This is a genomic window from Stenotrophomonas sp. YIM B06876, assembly GCF_030711595.1.
Taxonomy (GTDB): domain Bacteria; phylum Pseudomonadota; class Gammaproteobacteria; order Xanthomonadales; family Xanthomonadaceae; genus Stenotrophomonas.
The window spans coordinates 1-20,319 of record NZ_JAUJUJ010000013.1 but is presented as its reverse complement, the minus strand read 5'-3'; the positions used below and the strand labels follow the sequence as shown (position 1 = coordinate 20,319).

The 20,319-nt window shown below is 67.8% G+C and carries 18 protein-coding genes; 7 read left to right on the top strand and 11 right to left on the bottom strand.

The genetic code is table 11. The annotated features are described in order from the left end of the window. Window positions 1-3 precede the first annotated feature (3 nt). A complete protein-coding gene (locus tag QZH66_RS07455; RefSeq protein WP_305805320.1) occupies window positions 4-1,017 on the top strand; it encodes an energy transducer TonB in 1,014 nt (337 codons plus the stop codon). Between the two features lie 72 nt (window positions 1,018-1,089). On the opposite strand, the gene QZH66_RS07450 is transcribed toward QZH66_RS07455, so the two are convergent. From QZH66_RS07450 to QZH66_RS07425, 6 genes are all read right to left on the bottom strand, one after another. Continuing rightward, entirely contained in the window at window positions 1,090-2,283 is a 1,194-nt protein-coding gene (locus QZH66_RS07450; RefSeq protein WP_305805319.1) for an ABC transporter permease, read from the bottom strand. Next, window positions 2,280-3,035, bottom strand: a complete 756-nt coding sequence (locus tag QZH66_RS07445) for an ATP-binding cassette domain-containing protein (protein ID WP_305805318.1) — start codon at window positions 3,033-3,035, stop codon at window positions 2,280-2,282. The genes QZH66_RS07450 and QZH66_RS07445 overlap by 4 nt, the downstream gene beginning before the upstream one ends. A 30-nt stretch (window positions 3,036-3,065) precedes the next feature. Beyond that, on the bottom strand, window positions 3,066-4,571 hold the full coding sequence (locus QZH66_RS07440; RefSeq protein ID WP_305805317.1) for an alpha/beta hydrolase: 1,506 nt from the start codon (window positions 4,569-4,571) through the stop codon (window positions 3,066-3,068). A gap of 99 nt (window positions 4,572-4,670) precedes the next feature. Continuing rightward, complete coding sequence (locus tag QZH66_RS07435; protein WP_305805316.1) at window positions 4,671-4,868, bottom strand: helix-turn-helix transcriptional regulator; 198 nt, start codon at window positions 4,866-4,868, stop codon at window positions 4,671-4,673. Between the two features lie 10 nt (window positions 4,869-4,878). Next, complete coding sequence (locus tag QZH66_RS07430; protein ID WP_305805315.1) at window positions 4,879-5,463, bottom strand: hypothetical protein; 585 nt, start codon at window positions 5,461-5,463, stop codon at window positions 4,879-4,881. Between the two features lie 409 nt (window positions 5,464-5,872). After that, complete coding sequence (locus QZH66_RS07425; protein ID WP_305805314.1) at window positions 5,873-6,622, bottom strand: ferredoxin--NADP reductase; 750 nt, start codon at window positions 6,620-6,622, stop codon at window positions 5,873-5,875. Window positions 6,623-6,720: 98 nt separating this feature from the next. Between QZH66_RS07425 and QZH66_RS07420 the strand changes: the two genes are divergently transcribed. From QZH66_RS07420 to panE, 3 genes are all read left to right on the top strand, one after another. Continuing rightward, a complete protein-coding gene (locus QZH66_RS07420) occupies window positions 6,721-7,671 on the top strand; it encodes an ABC transporter ATP-binding protein (RefSeq protein WP_305805313.1) in 951 nt (316 codons plus the stop codon). After that, window positions 7,668-8,462 carry an ABC transporter permease gene (locus QZH66_RS07415; RefSeq protein ID WP_305805312.1) on the top strand — a complete coding sequence of 265 codons (795 nt, stop codon included), beginning with the start codon at window positions 7,668-7,670 and terminating at the stop codon, window positions 8,460-8,462. Before QZH66_RS07420 ends, QZH66_RS07415 begins: the two co-directional genes overlap by 4 nt. A gap of 164 nt (window positions 8,463-8,626) precedes the next feature. Continuing rightward, a complete protein-coding gene (gene panE, locus QZH66_RS07410; RefSeq protein WP_305805311.1) occupies window positions 8,627-9,565 on the top strand; it encodes a 2-dehydropantoate 2-reductase in 939 nt (312 codons plus the stop codon). A gap of 151 nt (window positions 9,566-9,716) precedes the next feature. Here the strand turns inward: panE and QZH66_RS07405 are convergent, their stop codons facing one another. The 4 genes from QZH66_RS07405 to QZH66_RS07390 all read right to left on the bottom strand — a co-directional run bounded on the left by QZH66_RS07405 (window position 9,717) and on the right by QZH66_RS07390 (window position 16,090). Further along, a complete protein-coding gene (locus QZH66_RS07405; protein ID WP_305805310.1) occupies window positions 9,717-9,866 on the bottom strand; it encodes a hypothetical protein in 150 nt (49 codons plus the stop codon). A 697-nt stretch (window positions 9,867-10,563) separates the two neighbouring features. Further along, window positions 10,564-13,653, bottom strand: coding sequence for a CusA/CzcA family heavy metal efflux RND transporter (locus tag QZH66_RS07400; RefSeq protein WP_305805309.1), 3,090 nt, complete (start codon window positions 13,651-13,653; stop codon window positions 10,564-10,566). Further along, window positions 13,650-14,816, bottom strand: a complete 1,167-nt coding sequence (locus tag QZH66_RS07395; RefSeq protein ID WP_305805308.1) for an efflux RND transporter periplasmic adaptor subunit — start codon at window positions 14,814-14,816, stop codon at window positions 13,650-13,652. Before QZH66_RS07395 ends, QZH66_RS07400 begins: the two co-directional genes overlap by 4 nt. 5 nt (window positions 14,817-14,821) lie before the next feature. Next, window positions 14,822-16,090, bottom strand: coding sequence for a TolC family protein (locus tag QZH66_RS07390; RefSeq protein WP_305805307.1), 1,269 nt, complete (start codon window positions 16,088-16,090; stop codon window positions 14,822-14,824). 62 nt (window positions 16,091-16,152) lie between these two features. Here QZH66_RS07390 and QZH66_RS07385 point away from each other — a divergent pair, with 62 nt between their 5' ends. Together QZH66_RS07385 and QZH66_RS07380 are read left to right on the top strand one after the other, a co-directional pair. Then, a complete protein-coding gene (locus QZH66_RS07385) occupies window positions 16,153-16,827 on the top strand; it encodes a response regulator (protein ID WP_305805306.1) in 675 nt (224 codons plus the stop codon). After that, window positions 16,824-18,191 (top strand): sensor histidine kinase, encoded by a 1,368-nt coding sequence (locus QZH66_RS07380; protein WP_305805305.1) that lies wholly within the window; start codon window positions 16,824-16,826, stop codon window positions 18,189-18,191. The genes QZH66_RS07385 and QZH66_RS07380 overlap by 4 nt, the downstream gene beginning before the upstream one ends. Here QZH66_RS07380 and QZH66_RS07375 read toward each other — a convergent pair. Further along, window positions 18,183-18,998, bottom strand: a complete 816-nt coding sequence (locus QZH66_RS07375; RefSeq protein ID WP_305805304.1) for a TatD family hydrolase — start codon at window positions 18,996-18,998, stop codon at window positions 18,183-18,185. The two genes, QZH66_RS07380 and QZH66_RS07375, sit on opposite strands and share 9 nt — an antisense overlap. A gap of 95 nt (window positions 18,999-19,093) precedes the next feature. Here QZH66_RS07375 and hrpB point away from each other — a divergent pair. Then, the coding region (hrpB, locus tag QZH66_RS07370; protein WP_305805303.1) for an ATP-dependent helicase HrpB at window positions 19,094-20,319 on the top strand (1,226 nt) is incomplete at its 3' end.

The following is a 20,319-nucleotide window of genomic DNA, read 5'->3' as shown; positions in this document are numbered from 1 at the left end:
CCGATGTCGTACGTCACGATCCATGGCAAGGCGCGCCTGCTCGCACCGGCACTGCTGCTGGCCACGTTGGCCGCCTGTTCGGGCAAGGACCAGCCGGCGGCGGCCACGTCACCGGCGGCGCCCGCCGCCAGCACCGCCACCCCGGCCGCCGCGGTCGAGCCGGCGGTGTCGGCCAAAGTGCAGTCGATGGGCACCGAACAGCTGCGCGACTCGGCCAGCGCCGCGCTGCGCGACAACCGCATGTACGCCCCGGCCGGCGACAACGCGATGGAGTACTACCTGGCCCTGCGCGACAAACTGCCTGACGATGCCGCGGTGAAGAGCGCGCTGACCGACCTGCAGCCCTACACCCTGATCGCCGCCGAGCAGAGCCTGGCGCGCGAGGACTTCGCCGAGACCCAGCGGCTGGTGGCCCTGATCGAGAAGGTCGACGACAGCGCCCCGGCACTGCCGCGGCTGAAGCAGGGCATCACCAGTGGCATGCAGGTGGCGGTGAAGCGCACCCAGGACGAGACCGACAAGATCAAGAAGGAAACCGAGAACCGCGCCAAACAGCTGGTCGAGCAGCAGCGCCTGGCCCAGCAGCAGGCCACCGAAGCGGCGGCCGCCAAGCAGATTGCCACCCAGCAGGAAGCCGCGCGCCAGGAAAGCGAGCGCCAGGAGGCCGAACGCCAGGCCGTGGCCCGCCGTGAAGCCGAACAGCGCGCCCAGCAACAGGCCGCACAGCAGGCCAGCGCCCGCCAGGCGGCGGCCGCCGCCGCGCCGACCCTGCGTGCGGTCAGCACCCCGGCACCGCGTTATCCGGCGGAAGCCCTGCGCTCGGGCACCGCCGGTGAAGTGCTGGTGGAAATCACCGTCGGCACCGATGGTTCGGTCACCAACGCCCGCGTGCTGCGCGCCAACCCGGCCCGCGTGTTCGACCGGGAGGCGCTCAACGCGGTCAAACGCTGGAAGTTCGAGCCGGTCAGCAGCGAGGTCACCACCCGCCGCACCTTGGCGTTCGCCCCCAACAGCTGACGCGGGCCACCGCTACAGACGGAAAAAGGCCCGGATCGCTCCGGGCCTTTTTTGTTTACCGCACCCTCCGGCTCAGCCCGAGATCGCCAGCCGCTCCTGCCGGTAGCGCCACACCGCCACCGCCCACAGCAGCACCGCCAGCAGCACCGAGGCCGCCAGGTACACGCCCCACTGCGATGCGGTCGGCATCTCGCCACGCGTCACCTTCACCAGCATCTGGTTCTGCGACAGGAACGGCACCGCGTACTGCCACAGCTGGGTGTCCTTCAGCGGATAGGCCATCAACGCGTAGCCCGGCAGCATCGGCAGCAGCATCAGCCACACCATGTGGCTCTGCGCTTCCTTCATGCTCTTGGCGCTGGCCGCCAGGCAGGTCAGCAACGCGGTGCCGATCAGCACCAGCGGCAGCAGGATCACCAGCAGCTTGCCCATCGCCGCGAAGCTCACATCCAGCGCGCGCGCCGCGCCCGTACCGATGCTGGCACTGAGCTTGAACGAGAGCAGGATCAGCAGCATCGACGCCAGCCCCAGCACCACCGCCGCCAGCATCTTGCCGCTGACCAGCGCACCGCGGGCGATCGGGGTGGCCAGCAACGGCTCCAGCGACTGCCGCTCACGCTCCCCGGCGGTGGTGTCCATCGCCAGATGCGAGCCGCCGATGAAGGCGAACAGCATCAGCACCAGCGGCAGGATGAAGGACAGGAAGATGCCGCGCTTGGCTTCGGCGGTGGCCAGGTCGCGGGTGCCGACATTCACCGGCGCGGCCACCATCGGGTTCACGCCCCGCGCCAGCAGACGCAGCGCGCCCACCGACTGGCCGTACTCGGCCAGCGCGCCGCGCACCCGCGCCACCTGCACATCGCTGGTCCGGCGGGTGGTGTCGGCCACGATCTCGACCTTGGCCGGTCTGCCGGCGTGCCAGTCGGCGGCGAAGTCCGGATCGATCACCAGCGCCACGTCCTCGCGCTGCGCGCGGATGCGGTCTTCGATATCGGCCGGTGCCTCGCTCGCGCTGATGCCGCGACTGGCCAGAAACGCCACCAGGTTCGGCGCCCGGGCGATGCCCGCCACCGGCATGGTCATGTCCTTGTCCAGCTGCGTTTCGGTGCGCAGGTTGGTGAGCTTGTTCATGCCCAGAAACAGCAGCGGGTACAGCAGCGGCGCGGTCAGCAAGGTCAGCAGGAAGGTGCGACGGTCGCGGGCGAAGTCGCGCAGTTCCTTGCGCATCACCGCCAGCATGCTGCGGAAATATCCGGTCCGGTTCATGCGTGCAGGCCCTCCTCGCTGCCGATCAGTTTGACGAACGCGTCTTCCAGATTGACCTCGCTGGCCTGCTCGCGCAGTTCTTCCGGCGTGCCCTGCGCCACCACCCGCCCCTGCGCGATGATGACAATGCGGTCACACAACGCAGCCACCTCCTGCATGATGTGGCTGGAGAAGATCACGCAGCGGCCTTCGGCGCGCAGCTCCTTGAGAAATCCGCGCAGGCCGCGCGTGGTCATCACGTCCAGACCGTTGGTCGGCTCATCGAGAATCACGTTGCGCGGATCGTGGATCAGCGCCCGCGCGATCGCGGTCTTGGTGCGCTGGCCCTGGCTGAAGCCTTCGGTGGCGCGGTCCAGGAAGTCTTCCATCTGCAGCGCCTCGGCCAGCCGCGCGGTGCGCGCGGCAATGGCGGCCGGGCTCATGCCGTGCAGCTCGCCGAAGTAGGCGACGTTCTCGCGCGCGGTCAGCCGTTTGTAGACGCCCCGCGCATCGGGCAGCACCCCCAGGCTGCGGCGTACCGCGTTGGGATCAACCGCGGCGTCGACACCATCGACCAGCACGCGGCCGGCCTCCGGTGTCATCAGCGTATAGAGCATGCGCAGCGTGGTGGTCTTGCCGGCGCCATTGGGGCCGAGCAGGCCGGTGATCTGGCCGTCTTGGGCGGTGAAGCCCACCTCGTCCACGGCGATCACCGGGGCTTTGTCCTTGCCCTTGCCGGGGAAGGTCTTGCGAAGTCGTTCTGCAACGATCATGGAAGTGGATTCCTCAGGGATGCGGTCATGTCACGGTTCCCAGCCATTGAAGCTGGTGAATGGCGGCACGTAGTTGAGCTTTTCCAGGCACGTCCCATCGAGCGCCTTGGCATCGGCCTTTTCAATGAACTGGGCGAACAGCTTGGGCATGCAGCCGGCACCGATGACGTTGTGGCCCTGCCCGCGCAGCACCAGCAGGCGGCCATTGGGCAGGGTCTTGACCACTTCCTCGCCGTAGCGCGGCGGCGTGACCGGGTCGAACTCGCCCTCCAGCACCAGTGCCGGCACCGTGCCGGTCAACGGCTGGTGGAAGTCCGCCGGGACGTGGCCCTTGGGCCAGGCCGCGCACATCGCCGCCATGCCCTGCGCCATCTGGTTGCCCAGCACCGTGCCTGCATCGGCCTGGTTGGCGAGCAGGCTCCCGTTGTCCTCGCTGCACACCACCGACAGCTGCATGCCCATCGCCATGCTGTCCTTCATGTCGCCCTGCAGCATCTGCGCCAGCGCCATCAGGTTTTCATAGCGTCCGTTGCTGGCCTCGTGGATCAACTTGGGCAACAGCGCCGCGGCCACCGGCATGTAGGCATACATGCGTACCAGCCCGGCCACCGTTTCGGCGCGCAGTTCGTCCTCACGTTCCTCGCCACTGCTGGCATCGCGATAGCGCACCGTCAGCGGCTGCGCGCGCAGCCGGGCCAGCAGCGCATCCAGTTCGACCCGCGGGTCGCCGAGTGTGTCCTTGCACGAGGGCGTCTGCGTGCACTGGGCGAACTGCAGCGCCAGCGCGTCATCCAGGTTGCGGGCGAAGATGTTGCCCAGCTGCAGGGTGTTGGGCACCACCGAATCGAGCACGATGCTGCGCGTGGCCTGCGGATGGCGCATGGCGTACTGCTGGGCCACGCGGGTGCCGTAGCTGACCCCGACCAGATTGATTTTTTCCGCGCCGATGGCCGCACGCACCGCGTCCAGATCGGCCACCGCATCGGTGGTGGTGTAGAAGCGCAGATCGGCCTTGGGTGCCAGCTGGGCCGCACATTTTTCCGCTTCGCCCCGCATCGCCGCCGGCGACATGTCATCACCTTCGGGGGTAGCACACGCGAGCAGATTGGAGTGGCCGGTACCGCGCTGGTCCACCAGGATCACGTTGCGGTGCTTGCGCACTTCGTTGAACGCCGCATCCACCTGCGGATAGCTCGCCACCGCCGCCTGGCCCGGGCCGCCGGCCAGGAAGAACACCGGGTCCGGTTGCAGGTCGGTCTGTTTCTCAGGAGCCAGCCAGGCGATGTTCAGGGCGATCCTGCGCCCCTGCGGATTGGCCCGGTCCTCGGGCACCTCGAAGGTGGTGCAGTGCGCTTCCAGACTGTCCCGACTGAGCGGCGAACTCAGGCTGCAGGGAGTGAAGACGAGGGTACCGAGCTTGAGCGGCTTGGCGGCACTGGTCGCCGTTGCCACGGCCTGGTCGCCGGTAGCCGGCGCGTGTGGCTCCGGCGCCGGCCGCATCAGGCGGTATCCGACAATGCCGGCGACGACAGCCACGGCGAGAATGGTTCGGGTCTTGCGGGACATCATCGGAACAGCCCCCTCTGTGTTGAAGAAAAAAACGGATCTGCCTGCATCCAGACGCGATTGCGGCAGCTATGTGACATCGGGGAAGAAGATTTCCTCGATCCGCGCACTGAACAGCTGCGCGATGCGGAATGCCAACGGCAGGCTGGGATCGTACTTGCCGGTTTCCAGCGCATTGACCGTCTGCCGGGAAACGGCCAGCCGTTCGGCCAGCTCGCCTTGCGACCAGCCCCGGGCATCGCGCAGTTCACGCAGGCGGTTGTTCATCGCCGGCGTTTCACTGGTAGCGCCGCGCGACCACGGCCTTGGCCAGCCCATAGGCCAGACAGACCAGCGGAAATACCCAGATCATCGCCACATGGGACGGCACATCGATCACCTTGGCCGACTGCAGAAACCCGCCGGTCAGGTAGATCAACGATATCAAAGCGGTGGCGAAGCTCACCGCCTCCAGTTCGATGCGCTGCTGCAGTTCATCGGCGTCACGGATGTAGCGGATCATCGCGCGCAGCATCAGCACGATCGGCGGCACCGGCAGCAAGGCGATCAAGGCCCGCAACACCGTGCCATCCACCCGCTTGAGCAGCCAGATCGACAGCACCAGCAGCACGCCATAGCCGGCCATGGCCAGCGTCACTTCCCGGGTATAACGTTTGCGCAGCGCGGGCGGGGCCGCAGCGCAACCATCGGGCATCAAGCGCCGCAGCAGCGCCGCAAACAGCAGCCCCGCAGCCATGCCGAACAGGATGCCGGAAAAGGTTTCGTGGCCATCAAGGGCCGTGAGCGTGCGGACCGCGGCACCGCCCAGCGCCAGTACGCCGGCACCGGACAACAGCCACACCGTGAGCGGTTTGCGCGTCATCGGCGTGCCCCACGCGAGCGCAGCAAAGCGCCGATTCCCAGACCGGCGACGGCCAGGCCCACCCCCAGAAACGGGGCCATTGCCTGCTGCGTGGATACTGCGACGAAGATAAGGCCGGCAGCAGCAAAGCAGGCGCCGGAAGCGCGGGAACTGCGGACGATGGGCATGGCCATTCCTGTCAAGGTCGCTTGACACATCCTGCAACCAGTACCCGAAGCATGTCAAGCACGCTTTACAGGCTGCTGGTTTTCGACGGGCCACCCTCGACAGGCCACCGATGCATCGTCAGGCCGGCCGCAAACGCCACCGCCACAATCGCGGCGACACACCGATCACCCGCGCCCGCCCCGGCCCACGCCACCGGAACGCTGGGCACGCGCGGCGTTTCAGGCCAAATGCAGTCGCCACATCATTTGCTGCTGACGTACTTCTCGCGGCGGATCTGCACCGTCGGCAGGCCATCGGCCTTGAGCGCTTCGAAGCAGCTGTCGACCATGTCCGGATTGCCACACAGGTAGGCGATGTCCCGCGCCGGGTCCGGCATGAATTCGGCCAGGTGCTGCTGCACATAACCGTGGCGCACATCGGCATGGGCGTTGGCGGGCAACTCGCGGGACAGGCACGGCACGTAGCGGAATCCCGGGTTGGCCTCGGCAAACGCACGGAAATCGTCGCTGTACAGCAACTCGGCCGGATTGCGCGCGCCCTGCAGCAGCACCACTTCGATCCCGCGCCCGGCCATGGCCGCCTGCAACTGCGGCAGCATCGAACGGTATGGGGTGACACCGGTGCCGGTGGCAATCAGCAGGTAACGGCCGTTGTGGTCGCCCGGCTGCAGGCAGAACCGGCCAAACGGGCCGCTGGCGGTGATATGGCCGCCGACTTCCAGCCCTTCGAACAGCGCGGTGGCGGCGCCGCCGGGGACGAAGCTGACCGCGATCTCCACCGCCTCGCCCGGACCGCGGGCATGGTCATGGATGGTCGCCAGCGAATAGCTGCGCCTGGTCGCGGTGCCATCGGCGTAGTGGAAATGGACCTGGATGAACTGGCCAGGCAGGAAGTCCAGCGGCTGGCCGTCATCGCGGACAAACTGGTAGTGGCCGACGGTGGGCGCCAGCATGTGGCGGTCGACCAGCTTGAGGGGGAATTGGGCAGGCACGAAGAAGAAACAGTGTGTAGCCGGGGCAAGCCCGCGAGGGCTTCTATAATAGCCGCTGCACTTATCCGGCGCCGTATCCAAGGCGCGAAGGCCCGAGCTTGGTTTCCGTATCCCGCCCCGACGCGCCCGCATTGCGCGTTCATGATCTCCGCAAAACCTATGAAAACGGCGTGCAGGCGCTCAAAGGCGTTTCGCTGGAAGTGGCGCCGGGCGATTTCTTCGCCCTGCTCGGCCCCAATGGCGCCGGCAAGTCGACCCTGATCGGCGTCATTTCCTCGCTGGTGAACCTGTCCGAAGGCAGCGTGGAGGTGTTCGGCACCGATCTGGTGGCTGACCGCAGCGCCACCATGCGCCTGATCGGCCTGGTACCGCAGGAAGTCAACTTCAACCTGTTCGAAAAGCCGTTCGACATCCTGGTCAACTACGCCGGTTTCTATGGCCTGCCGCGCGCCGAGGCCGAACAGCTGGCCGAAGTGGAACTCAAGCGCGCCCACCTGTGGGGCAAGGCGCAGATGATGAGCCGTACCCTGTCCGGCGGCATGAAGCGACGGCTGATGATCGCCCGGGCGATGATGACCCGGCCGCGGCTGCTGATCCTCGACGAGCCGACCGCCGGGGTGGACATCGAGATCCGCCGCGACATGTGGAAGACGCTGCAGGAGATCAACGCCGCCGGCACCACCATCATCCTGACCACGCACTACCTGGAAGAGGCCGAGCAGCTGTGCCGCAACCTGGCCATCATCGACCACGGCCGCATCGTCGAGCAGGGGCCGATGCGCACCCTGCTGGCCAAGCTGGATGTGGAGGGATTCCTGTTCGATATCGACGGTGAACTGCCGGCGCAGCTGCCGCTGATCGAAGGCACCACGCTGGTCGCCACCGATGCGCACACGCTGGACCTGGACATGCCGCGTGCGATGGACCTGAACCGCGTATTCGACACCCTCGGGGCCGCCGGCATCCGCGTGCGTTCGATGCGTACCAAGAGCAACCGTCTGGAGGAGCTGTTCGTGCGCCTCACCGGCAACCCGGAGAACGCCGCATGACCACCCCCGTCCCGATGACCGACCGCCAGCGCAACCGGGTGGCCCTGGGCACCATCGTCCGCCGCGAGATCAACCGCATCCTGCGCATCTGGGGCCAGACCCTGGTGCCGCCGGCCATCACCATGACCCTGTATTTCCTGATCTTCGGCGGCCTGATCGGCTCGCGGATCGGCGACATGGGCGGCTACAGCTACATGCAGTTCATCGTCCCGGGCCTGGTGATGATGAGCGTGATCCAGAACAGCTACGGCAACATCAGCTCCTCGTTCTTCGGTGCCAAGTTCGGCCGCCACATCGAAGAATTGCTGGTGAGCCCGATGCCGAACTGGGTGATCCTTGGCGGCTATGTCGCCGGTGCGGTGCTGCGCGGCGTGATGGTCGGCGTGATCGTGCTGCTCATCGCCATGTTCTTCACCCCGGTGCACATCCCGCATCCGCTGGTGACGCTGAGCACGGTGCTGCTGGGCGCGACGATCTTCTCGCTGGCCGGTTTCATCAACGCCATCTACGCCAAGAAGTTCGACGACGTGGCGATCGTACCGACCTTCATCCTGACCCCGCTGACCTATCTGGGCGGCGTGTTCTACTCGGTCACGCTGCTGCCGGAGTGGGCCCAGGCGATGACCAAGGCCAATCCGATCTTCTACATGGTCAACGCCTTCCGCTACGGCCTGCTCGGCACCAGCGACGTGCCGTTGTGGGTGTCCTATGCGCTGATGCTGGGCTTTGTCGCGGCCCTTGGCGCACTGGCGTTGTGGCTGCTTAAGCGCGGTGTCGGCCTGCGCAGCTGAGTCCGGCAGCACCCGCCCCGCAGGGCGGGTACCTTGCCGCGCTGCGAGGATTTATCCGGCGCAGGCAAGGGCAACGCCACAGCGGCGGCGCACGCGCGGAAACCGCGTTTGCGGTCGCGACGGCGATCACCCGCCAGTAATGCCCGACATGGAAACCTGAGCCGATGCACATCCTGATTCTCGGCGCCGGCGGAACCGGCGGTTACTTTGGCGGACGCCTGGCCCAGGCCGGTGCGGACGTGACGTTCCTGGTGCGCCCGGCCCGCGCGGCGCAGCTGCAGCGCGACGGGCTGGTGATCCGCAGCCCGCTGGGCGATGCCACACTGCCGGTCGCCCATGTCACCGCCGACGCGTTGCCGGCGTTGGCACAGGCGCAGCCGTTCGACCTGGTGATCCTCAGCTGCAAGGCCTACGACCTGGACAGCGCGATCGATGCGGCTGTCCCGGCAGTGGGCGCGCGCACCAGCGTGCTGCCGATCCTCAACGGGCTGGCCCATTACCCGCGGCTGGATGCGCGTTTCGGTCGCGAGCGCGTGCTCGGTGGGCTGTGCTTCATCAGCGCGACCAAGGCCGCCGATGGCGCGGTGCTGCATCTGGGCACTCCCGCCAAGCTGACCTTCGGCGAACGCGATGGCAGCGCCTCCAGCCCGCGCGTGCAGGCACTGGTGGCCCTCTGTACGCAGGCCGGGATCGACCATGTCGCCACCGCCACGATCACCCGCGAGCAATGGATCAAGTTCACCTTCCTTACCACCCTGGCGGCGGTCACCTGTCTGATGCGCGCCGATATCGGCACCATTGCCGCCACCGATGACGGCATCACCATCGTCCATGCGCTCTATGACGAGTGCCTGGCGGTCGCGGTGGCTGCGGGCGAGCCGATTCCGCCGGCAGCGCGCAAGGCGGCGCTGGAGGCGACCACCCAGGCCGGCTCAACGCTGAAGGCCTCGATGCTGCGCGACCTGGAAGCCGGGTTGCCGGTGGAAGCGGCGCACATCGTCGGCGACATGCTGGCGCGCGCCCGGGCCGCGGGGGTGTCCGCCCCGTTGCTGCAGGTGGCCTATGCGCACCTGCAGGCGTACCAAGCGCAACGGCGCAGATAAAGCCGGGCATCGACGTATCGCAGACCGCGCCGTCACGTCCCTGATGCTCAGGGCGACCCGCGAGGCGCGGGTCTTTTCAAGACCGAGCGCCTCGCTGGCTTCCGTTCGCGGCAACCCGGTGCTCTTGCAGTAGGCGGCAAGCCGCGGGCCGTCACGGAAAGCGCAACAGCAGCGGCTCGAACAGCACCTGGTCGCCGCGCGCCCAGTCGCGCTGCAACCACTCAAAGGCGCGGCAGGGATCACCGCGCAACGCGTGGATGCGGGCGGGCGCATAGGGGCCGTCCCCGGCCTCTGCGTCCACAACAAGCTCTGCAATGCCGCGTCGGCCGCGGCGCGGTCATTGCCGATCTGCAGGGCCAGCGCCACATCCCGGTCCCGCTCGCGACCCGGCGACACGCGCCGCGCTTCGGCCAGCGCCGTGGCCGCATCGCCACGCAGGATGGCCAGGGTAGGAGCGCTTCCTGGCATATAGGTCCACGTTTTCCGGCTGCAGCGGATCGCCGGCGATGTATCTGCGGCGTTCCCGGTATCCGGCACCAGCGGCAAGGCGATGTGGAACTCCGCCAATGCCCCGTTCCAGTCGTGATAACCGGTACTCAGCAGGTTGGCGTGGATCGCATGTGCCTGCCTGTTGTCCGGTTGCAACCGCAGCGCGGCGTCGATCTCCTCACGGGCCTGCGCATAGGCGGTGGCCGCCGCTTCACCAGACAGCACGAACCGCGCATGCTGGGTGCGCACAAGCCCCAGCCACGCCCACGCCTGCGCATAACCGGGATCAATCCGAGTCGCCTCGGCGAGTTACGCGGGGGCCCCACGCATGTCGCCGGCGTCGCCCATGTTGTAGGTCCCACGCGGGACGCGTTGTAGGCCTGCAGGTTGCCGCTACCTCGGCCAGACCGCTCCCGCGTCACAGGTCGCGCTGGTCGAGCCGCAACCGCGTTGATATCACGCCCCGGAGGGAACGCCGGCCCAGCGGGGCCGGCGCACGGTGCGCGCAGTCAGGCCAGTGTTTGCTGCCTGCGTTCGCGGCGCTGGTGTACCCAGTAGTACAACGCCGGCAATACCAGCAGCGTCAACAGCATGGCCGAGATCAGGCCGCCGATGACCACCACCGCCAGCGGCTTCTGGGTTTCGGCACCGATCGCATGCGAGGTCGCCATCGGCAGCAGCCCGAACATCGCCAGCAGCGCGGTCATCAACACCGTCCGCAACCGTTGCAGCGAGCCCTGCACCACCGACTCGTACAGGCCCATGCCGGCCTCACGCAGCTGCCCGAAGCGGCTGAGCATCACCACGCCGTTGAGCACCGCCTGGCCGAACAGGGCGATGAAACCGATCGCCGCCGAGACCGACAACGGTATCCCGGTCAGCAGCAACGCCAGGATGCCACCGATCATCGCGAACGGGACATTGGCCAGAATCAGCCCGGCGCTGGTGACGTCCTTGAACGCATCGAACAGCAGCACGAAGATGATCAGCACCGACAGCGGCACCACCCACGCCAGCCGCTTCATCGCCCGTTCCTGGTTCTCGAACTCGCCCGACCAGCTGATCTGGTAACCCGGCGACAGCTGGAGGTGGGCATCCAGCTGCTGGCGCATATCGGCCACCACGCTGCCCATGTCGCGGCCGGCGATGAAGATGCTGACCGCCTTCACCCGCTGGCTGTTGTCGCGCGAAATGTTGATCGCGCCACTGGCCATGCGGAACTCGGCGACATCGCCCAGCGTCACCGTATGCCCATCGCCGATATCGACCGGCACCGTCTTCAGCCGTTGCAGTTCGCGATCCTGTTCGGCCAGCCGCAGTGTGATCGGGAAACGGCGCTCGCCGTCCCACAGCTCGCCCACCTCGCGGCCGCCGATGGCGGTCTCGATGACCGCATCGATCGCCTTGACGCTCAGGCCGTAGCGGGCGGCACGTTCGCGGTCGATATGGACCTGCAGCTGCGGCAGGCTGCCGTCACGGTCGATGAAGGCACTTTCCACACCCTCCACATCGCGCACCTGCGCCAGGATCTGCTTGGCGTAGCCGTCCAGCTGCTTGAGGTCGTCACCGCTGACCTTGATGACGATCTGCCCCTTGATCTGCGAGATGCTCTCCAGGATGTTGTCGCGCACCGGCTGCGAAATCGAGAATTCCGGACCGGGAATACGCTGCTCCAGCAACCGCTGCATCTCATCGACCAGCTGCGCCTTGCTGCGGCCCGTCGGCCATTCCTTCTCCGGCTTGAGTGCCACCAGCGCTTCGATCTGGTTGGCGCCCTTGGCATCGGACCCGTCTTCCGGGCGGCCAAGCTTGGCCACGATGGTGGACACCTCGGGCAGGCTGCCGACCAGCGCGCGGATATGTTTGGACTGTGTCTGCGCTTCGCCGAGGCTGGTACTGGGATCGAGCGTGGCGGTCAGCCAGATCGAGCCTTCGTCCAGCTCCGGCAGGAACTCGCTGCCCAGCCGCGTGCCCAGTGTCAAGGTCACCGCCAGTATCGCCAGCGCCGCCAGTGCCACCGCACGCGGCCGCGCCAGCGCCCGTTCCAGCAGCGGCTGGTAGGCACTGCTCAAGCGCTGCATCAACGGATTGGCGCGCGCCGGTTTCTTCTCGCGCCCCAGCCACCAGTAGCACAGCAGCGGCACCAGGGTCAGCGCCAGTAGCAACGCGCCGATCAGCGCCGATGTCACCGAATAGGCCATCGGCGCGAACATGCGGCCTTCATGGCGCTGCAGGGTGAAGATCGGGATGTGCGCGGCGATGATGATCAGCATCGAGAAGAACGTCGGCCGCCCCACTTCACTGGTGGCCGACAACACCGTGGAATAGCGCGTTTTCCGGTCCGATCCGGGCGGCAACAGCGCCAGCCGCGCGACGATGTGCTCGGTGACGATCACCGCGCCATCGATGATGATGCCGAAGTCCATCGCCCCCAGTGACAGCAGGTTCGCCGGCACCCCCCACAACGTCAGGCCGAGGAAGGTCGACAGCAACGCCAGCGGCATCATCGCCGCGACAATCAGGGCCGCACGGGCGTTGTAGAGAAACAGCCACAACACCAGGAACACCAGCACCGCCCCTTCGACCAGATTGCCGAACACGGTGCGCAAGGTGGTCGATACCAGCCACGAGCGGTCGTAGAACGGCTCGATGCTGACCCCGGCCGGCAGCTGCTTGGCCTCGATCTGGGCGATCCGTTCATGCAGTGCATCGAGCACCAGCGAAGGGTTCTCGCCCTTGCGCATCAGCACCATGCCGAACACGGCATCGTCGTTGCCGTCCTGGCCCACCAGTCCCTGGCGCGGCAGGCCGGTATCGACCACCTTGGCCAGGTCGCCGACCAGCACCGGCACGCCGTGGCGCTGGGCCACGACGATGCGGCCGATATCCTCGGACGACTGCATCAGCCCGATACCACGTATCAGGTACTGCTGCTGGCCCTTTTCGACATAGCCACCACCGGCATTGCCACTGCCCTCCTCCAGCGCCTGCGCGAACTCTTCCAGGCTGACGCCGCGATCACGCAGCCGGTCAAGATCCGGCTGCACCTGGAAGGTACGCAGGTAGCCGCCGAAGCTCACCACATCGGCCACGCCGGGCACGGTGCGCAGCTGCCGCTCCATCACCCATTCCTGCACCGTGCGCAGCTGGGTGGAGCTCATGTGCTCGCCACGCAGCACATAACGGTAGATCTCGCCCACCGCCGAACTCATCGGCTCGATACCCGGTTGCACGCCCTCGGGCAGCTCCACATCGCGCAGGCGTTCCAGCACCTGGGCACGGGCGAAATAGTCGTCGGCGCCGTCATCGAAGGTGAGGATCACCATCGACAGGCCGAACTGGGTGTGCGAGAACACCCGCACCGAATGCGGGATGCCCGACAACGCCACTTCCAGCGGCATCGTGACCTCACGCTCGACCTCTTCGGCCGCGCGCCCCGGGTGCAGGGTCACCACGGTCACCTGGGTGTCGGACACATCCGGAAACGCTTCCACCGGCAGCTGCCGGAACGCGATCAGCGAAGTGCCGATGAACACCAGCAAGGCCAGCATCACCATCACCGGCTGGCGCATGCACCATGAAACCAGACGGTCGATCATCGTGCGGCCTGCGTGTTGCCATGTCCGGCAGCCGCCGGGGACGGTGCCTGTGCCAACAGCTGCTGCAGCAGCAGGCCGCCATCGACCACCACCTTTTCACCCGGCTGCACGCCGTGGCTGATCCAGGCGCGGCCATTGCCGATGTCCTCGGCCTGCACGTCACGCCGCCGGAAGCGCCCGGCCGCCTCTTCCACGAACACCACGCGCTGATCGTCGATCAGCAGCACGCTGTCGGCAGGCACCGATACCCCCTCGCCCATCGACCACTCCAGCTGCGCGTGCAGGTACTGCCCGGCCTTGAACCGGCGTGCGCTGTTGTCGATCTGCGCTCGCGCCTGGATGACCCGGGTTTCCGGATCGACATAATCGGCCACGTGTTCCAGGCGGGTCTGCACGGTGGCGCCCGTCGCATCGGTGACTTGCACCGGTTGGCCGGCATGGATACGCCCGGCCAGATGTTCCGGCACATCGACCAGCAACCACAGATGCGCCGGGTCGCTCACCACCACCAGCGGCTTCTCGCTGTCGGCACCCACGCTCATGCCCGGGCTCAGGTTGCGCTCGACCAGCACGCCGTCGATCGGGGCGCGCAACGGCAGCCGCTGGTCGATGTGCTGGCCATTGCCGAAACCGCGCATCAACGCCTGGCTGCGCGCCTGCTCGGCCCGGCTGGCCGCCAGCGCGGTCTGCGCTTCATCCAGTTCGCGCCCGGAAGCGACGCCGGCCGCATGCAGTTCGCGCACGCGGGCCAGCTCCTGCGTGGCCTGCCGCAACTCGGCCGCGCCGCGCGCGCCTTCCGCCTGGATCTGTCCGTATTCCGGCGAGGCGATCCACGCCAGAACCTGTCCGGCCTTGACCGCCTGCCCCGGCACGGCGGCCAGTTGCGCCACCTGCCCTGACAGCGGCGCGCGCAGATAGCTGGTGCGGGTGTCATCCCACGCCATGCGGGCGGGCAACTGCAGTTGTCCGGCCGCGGCGGCAACGGCGGCCTCGCTGCGCAGCACCTTCAGTTGCCGGCTGTCGGCCGCAAAACGGATCTGCTGGCCTTCCACCGCCGGTACGGCGGCCGGCACCGCGGCCGGAGAAGCACTGCAGGCGGCCAGCACCGTGGCCAGCGCCACCGGCAGCAGCGCCCCAGGCAGCGGAACAGAACGGGAAGTCATCGGTGTCATCGGGAAGGAGTTCCTTGCAAAGAGGGCAACGTGCCAAGCGCCTGCCAGCGCGCCAGCGTCACGGCATGCAGCAGCCGTGCATCGATCAGGTCACTGTCGGCTTCGCGCCAGGTGCGGCGCGCATCGAGCAGGTCGGTAAGGGTGGCGGCACCACGCCGGTATGCCAGCTCCATGCCGTCCAGCGCCTGCCGGGCCGCCGGCAGCAGCTGCTGCTCGTACTGCGCCAGGCGCACATTCGCCGCCTGCAGCTGCTGCTGGACCTGCAACAGCTGCAGGCGCGCCTCGCTGCGCAGCCGGTTGCGCTCCAGCACCGCGGCGTCGTAATCGGCCTCGGCACGTTGCCATTCACCGCGATAGTGATTGGGGCCGTTGAGCGGCACGCTGATCGACATGCCCCAGCTGACACCGCCGATGTCGGTCGGCTCACGTTCGGCTTCCAGCCCCAGTTGCACATCGCGGCGACGCTGGCTGCGTGCCAGCGCACGGGCGGCGTCGGCCGCGTCCACGCGCGCCTGCGCCGCCAGCAGATCGGCCCGCTGTTCCAGCGCACCGGGCGCCGGTTCCAGCATTCCGCCAGACAGCAGCGCAGGCCACGGATCATCCGCGCTCAACTGTTCCAGCGCGGCGCTATGGCCGATCAGTAAGGCCAGTTCACTGCGGGCCTCAAGCAGTTCCTGCTCGGCCACATGGCTCTCGGCTTCGACCTTGAGGTCTTCCACCGCCAGCCGGTTGCGCTCGATCGGCGCAATCGCACCGGACGTGAGCTGCAGCTCGGCAGCGGCCAGCGCGCGCGCGGACGCCGCGCGGTTCTCCTGCGCCACCTGCAGATGCAGCTGCGCGGCTTTCACGCCGAAGTAGGCTTCATGCAGCGCCAGCCGTTGCTGGCGTTGGCTGTCGAGCAGCTCCAGCGCGGCCGCGTCGGCGCCGGCCTGCGCGGTGCCGATACGCAACCGGCGCTTGCCACCCCGCTCCCAGGTCCAGCCCAGCCCCAGCGTGCTGTCCATCCGCTTGTGCTGCCAGCGGCCACTGCCAACACCCTCGAGCGGGCTGATCTTGGAGGTCCCCAGCGCCAGCTCGGCAGGGGGCCGCCGGCGCGCCGCCAGCAGATCGCCCTGCGCGCCGCGCAGCTCGATGCGGGCCGCCTCCAGTTCCGGGTTCTGCACCTGCATGGCCTGTTCGGCTTCGGCCAGCGACAGGGCATGCGCGGTCACGGGCGACAACAGCAGCGCCAGTATGACCGGCGCAACAATAGGGTTCGGTTTCATCCGCGGCACGATAAGGTGGTGCACTTTCGGGAAACTTGCCGCGACCTTGCGCGAAGCTTGCAATGCGTATTCTGCTGATTGAAGACGACCAGAAACTGGCTGAAGGATTGCTGCGCGCATTGGCGCAATCCGGCCATGCCTGCGACCACGTGACCACCGCGCAACAGGTGCCGGGCTCGGTGGCGGTGGTGGATTACGACCTGCTGATCCTCGACCTGGGCCTGCCCGACGCCGATGGCCTGGAGTTGCTGGCGCAGCTGCGGCGCGATGGCCTGCAGGCGCCGGTGCTGATCCTGACCGCACGCGACGGTATCGAAGACCGCATCCGCGGGCTGGATTCGGGTGCCGACGACTATCTGGCCAAACCATTTGCGCTGGGCGAACTGGAAGCACGCCTGCGTGCGCTGGCGCGACGCCGTGGCCAGGCCGCCAGCCACCGCAGCATCGGTCGGCTGGTATTCGACACCGGCAACCGCAGCCTGCAACTGGACGATGGCACCCGGCTGGACCTGACCGCGCGCGAGCTGGCGCTGATCGAAATCCTGCTGCAGCAACCGGGCCGTGTCGTTTCCAAGCAGCGCCTGTTCGATGCGGTCTACAACTGGGACGCCGACGCCAGCCTGTCGGTGATCGAGGTGCATATGAGCCGGCTGCGGCGCAAGCTGGCCGATGCCGACACCCAGGTCGGCATCCGCATGTTGCGTGGGCTCGGCTACCGGCTGGAATCCACGCCATGACACGCACCCCGGACAGCCTGCGCAATGTGCTGCTGCGCCGGCTGTGGCTGCCGCTGCTGTTGCTGCTGCTGGCCAGCGCGGTCGGCTCGTTCGCGCTGGCCCGTCACTATGCCGAACAGGTCTACGACCGCTGGCTGTGGGATTCGGCGATGTCGCTGACCCAACTGTTGCACAGCGAGGACGGCCAGGTGCGGATCGACATGCCGCAGGCCACCGCGCGCATGTTCACCTGGGACACGGTCGACCACGTCTACGGGCAGGTGATCAGCGGCGATACCACGCTGTTCGGTGACCCGGCCATTCCTGCCGCCGCGGCCGGCAGCGGCGATGGCACGCACTACTACGAGACCCGCATCGACGGTCATACCGTGCGTGCGGTGCAGATCCACACGCGCATCGCCACCAGTGCTGAACCGGTAACCATCCGCGCCGCCGAAACCCTGATCAAACGCCACCGGCTGGAGCGACGCCTGCTGCTGTCGAGCATTCCCCTGCAGGCCACGGTGCTGACCCTGGCCGGGCTGATGATCTGGTGGGGCGTGGGCGCGGCGATCCGGACCACCAACCAGGCCGCGCAACAACTGGCCACGTTCGACATCGGCAACCTGCAACCCCTGCCGACTCCGGGCGACAGCCCGCGTGAACTGCAGCCGGCGCTGTATGCGATCAACACCCTGATCGCGCGTCTGGCGGCCGCGCAACAGCAACAGCAGCGTTTTGTCGCCAATGCCGCGCACCAGCTGCGTACACCGCTGGCGGCGATGCAGGTGCAGCTGGAAAGCGCATTGCGCGAGCAGGACCCTTCCGCGCAGCGCAGCGCGCTCAATGCGGTGCGCGAGGGCCTTGGCCGGCTGCATCACCTGACCCACCAGATCCTGATGCTCAACCGCTCCGAAGCCGGCGACAGCGGTGTGCTGGAACTGCGCCGGCTTGATCTTGCCGAGCTGTGCCGCGAGGTGCTGGAACAGCATGCCGACCAGGCCATCGCGCAACAGGCGGACCTGGGCTACGAAGGCCCCGACCAGGGCGTATTCGTCCGTGGTGAGGCGCAACTGCTGCGCGAGCTGGTCGGCAACCTGGTCGACAACGCGCTGCGCTATGGCCGCAAACAAGGCCAGGTGACACTGACCCTGCAAGCCTCACCGCCGACGATCCTGGTCGATGACAATGGCCCCGGTATTGCCGAAGCCGAGCGTGGCCGCGTGGTGGAGCGTTTCTACCGCAACACGCAGCAGGGCGATGGCTGCGGCCTGGGACTGGCAATCGTGGCTGAGATCGCCGAGCGCCACGGCGCGCAGTTCCATATCAGCCAGTCGCCCAGCGGCGGTGCCCGCATCCGGGTGGTGTTTCCCGCCTCAGGCTGAGACCGGCAGGCGGAAGAACGCACGCGTGGCCGCGGTTGCATTGGCCGCGGTGAGCGCGACCTCCTCGCCACGGTCGCGCGCCAGCTCCTCGACAATATGGGCCAGGAAGCGCGGCTCGTTGCGGCGGTCCTTGGGCAGCGGCTTGAGCGTGCGCGGCAGCAGGTACGGCGAGTCGGTCTCGATCATCAGCCGCTCGGCCGGGATGTGCCGGACCAGCTCGCGCAGGTGCGCACCGCGGCGCTCGTCGCACAGCCAGCCGGTGATGCCGATGTACCAGTCCTGGTCCAGGTAATCGAACATCTCCTGGCGCTCGCCGGTGAAGCAGTGCACCACCGCCGCGCCAAGCTGGCCGTCGAACTCCTTCATCATGCCCATGAAATCGCCGTGCGCCTCGCGCTGGTGCAGGAACAGCGGCTTGCGCGCGCCATCGGCGGTGGTGACTTCGCTGGCCAGCTGCAGCTGCCGGGCAAAGGCGCGACGCTGCGCCGGACGCGGCGAGAAATCGCGGAAGTAGTCCAGCCCGCATTCGCCCACCGCCACTACTTCCGGGTGCGCATGCAGCGCGCGCATTTCCGCATCGCACTCGTCGGTGTATTCCAGCGCATGGTGCGGATGCACCCCGGCGGTGGCGTACAGGAAACCCGGGTGCTGCTGCGCCAGCCGCAGCGCCATCGGCGAGTGCGCGCGGCTGGCCCCGGTGATCACCATCTGCACCACCCCGGCCGCGCGCGCCCGCGCCAGCACGTCATCGCGGTCGCGATCAAAGGAATCATGGGTGAGGTTGGCGCCGATATCGATCAGATGCATTGCAAGGTCGGGTGTCGCGGAAAACACGCATTGTAGGCGCTGGGGTGCGGGCCGAGCCGGCGATGGGCGGGTGCCAGGCTTTATCCTTGCACCGCATGGCCTCCTCCGAATTCCCGATTTCCCCGTTGCTGCCGCAGATCCGCGAGCAGCTTCTCGCGCACCCCCGCCTGGTGCTCGAAGCCCCGCCCGGTGCCGGCAAGACCACCCAAGTGCCGCTGGCGCTGCTGGATGCGCCATGGCTGGGCACGCAGAAGATCATCATGCTGGAACCGCGGCGGGTGGCCGCGCGCAGTGCCGCGACCTTCATGGCGCGCCAGCTCGGCGAACCGGTCGGCGACACGGTCGGCTACCGCATCCGCTTCGAGAACAGGATCGGTGCGCGCACCCGGATCGAGGTCGTCACCGAAGGCATCCTGACCCGGATGCTGCAGGACGATCCGCTGCTCGACGGCGTCGGCGCACTGCTGTTCGATGAATTCCACGAACGCCATCTGGCCGGCGATCTCGGCCTGGCGCTGGCGCTGGACGTGCAATCGCAGCTGCGCCCGGACCTGCGCATCGTGGTGATGTCGGCCACACTCGATGGCGAGCGGCTGGCGACCTTTCTGCAGGCGCCGCGGCTGTCCAGTGCCGGGCGCGGTTTCCCGGTGGAGATCCGCCACTTTCCGGCGCGGCGCGAGGAGGCGCTGGAAGCGCAGGCGCGGCGCGCGGTCGAACACGCGCTGGCGCAGCATCCCGGCGACGTGCTGGTGTTCCTGCCCGGCCAGCGCGAAATCGCAAAGGTGCAGGCGGCACTGCAGCAGGGGCTGGACCCGGCCATCGCGCTGTTGCCGTTGCATGGCGAGTTGCCGGTCGAGCAGCAGAGCCGCGTGCTGCAGCCCGATCCGCAGGGCCAGCGCCGGGTGGTGCTGGCGACCAATGTCGCCGAATCCTCGGTGACGCTGCCCGGGGTGCGCGTGGTGATCGATGCCGGGCTGGCCCGCGAGCCGCGCTACGACCCCAACAGCGGGTTTTCGCGACTGGATGTGGTGGCCATCTCGCAGGCTTCGGCCGACCAGCGTGCCGGCCGCGCCGGGCGCGTGGCCGATGGTTGGGCCTACCGGTTGTGGCCGCAGTCGCAGCGGCTGGAAGCGCAGCGCCGGCCGGAAATGGCGCAGGTGGAACTGGCCGGGTTGGCGCTGGAACTGGCCGCGTGGGGCAGTGACGAGCTGCGCTTTGTCGACACGCCGCCGGCCGGGGCGTTGGCCGCCGCGCGCGAACTGCTGCAACGGCTCGGCGCGCTGGGTGATCGCGGCATCCTCAGCGCCAGCGGCCGGCGCAT

Coding starts and splice junctions, on each gene's coding strand:
- QZH66_RS07455 (WP_305805320.1), top strand. CDS start 4: ATGTCGTACGTCACGATCCATGGCAAGGCGCGCCTGCTCGCACCGGCA.
- QZH66_RS07450 (WP_305805319.1), bottom strand. CDS start 2,283: ATGAACCGGACCGGATATTTCCGCAGCATGCTGGCGGTGATGCGCAAG.
- QZH66_RS07445 (WP_305805318.1), bottom strand. CDS start 3,035: ATGATCGTTGCAGAACGACTTCGCAAGACCTTCCCCGGCAAGGGCAAG.
- QZH66_RS07435 (WP_305805316.1), bottom strand. CDS start 4,868: ATGAACAACCGCCTGCGTGAACTGCGCGATGCCCGGGGCTGGTCGCAA.
- QZH66_RS07430 (WP_305805315.1), bottom strand. CDS start 5,463: ATGACGCGCAAACCGCTCACGGTGTGGCTGTTGTCCGGTGCCGGCGTA.
- QZH66_RS07415 (WP_305805312.1), top strand. CDS start 7,668: ATGACCACCCCCGTCCCGATGACCGACCGCCAGCGCAACCGGGTGGCC.
- panE (WP_305805311.1), top strand. CDS start 8,627: ATGCACATCCTGATTCTCGGCGCCGGCGGAACCGGCGGTTACTTTGGC.
- QZH66_RS07400 (WP_305805309.1), bottom strand. CDS start 13,653: ATGATCGACCGTCTGGTTTCATGGTGCATGCGCCAGCCGGTGATGGTG.
- QZH66_RS07395 (WP_305805308.1), bottom strand. CDS start 14,816: ATGACTTCCCGTTCTGTTCCGCTGCCTGGGGCGCTGCTGCCGGTGGCG.
- QZH66_RS07390 (WP_305805307.1), bottom strand. CDS start 16,090: ATGAAACCGAACCCTATTGTTGCGCCGGTCATACTGGCGCTGCTGTTG.
- QZH66_RS07385 (WP_305805306.1), top strand. CDS start 16,153: ATGCGTATTCTGCTGATTGAAGACGACCAGAAACTGGCTGAAGGATTG.
- QZH66_RS07380 (WP_305805305.1), top strand. CDS start 16,824: ATGACACGCACCCCGGACAGCCTGCGCAATGTGCTGCTGCGCCGGCTG.
- QZH66_RS07375 (WP_305805304.1), bottom strand. CDS start 18,998: ATGCATCTGATCGATATCGGCGCCAACCTCACCCATGATTCCTTTGAT.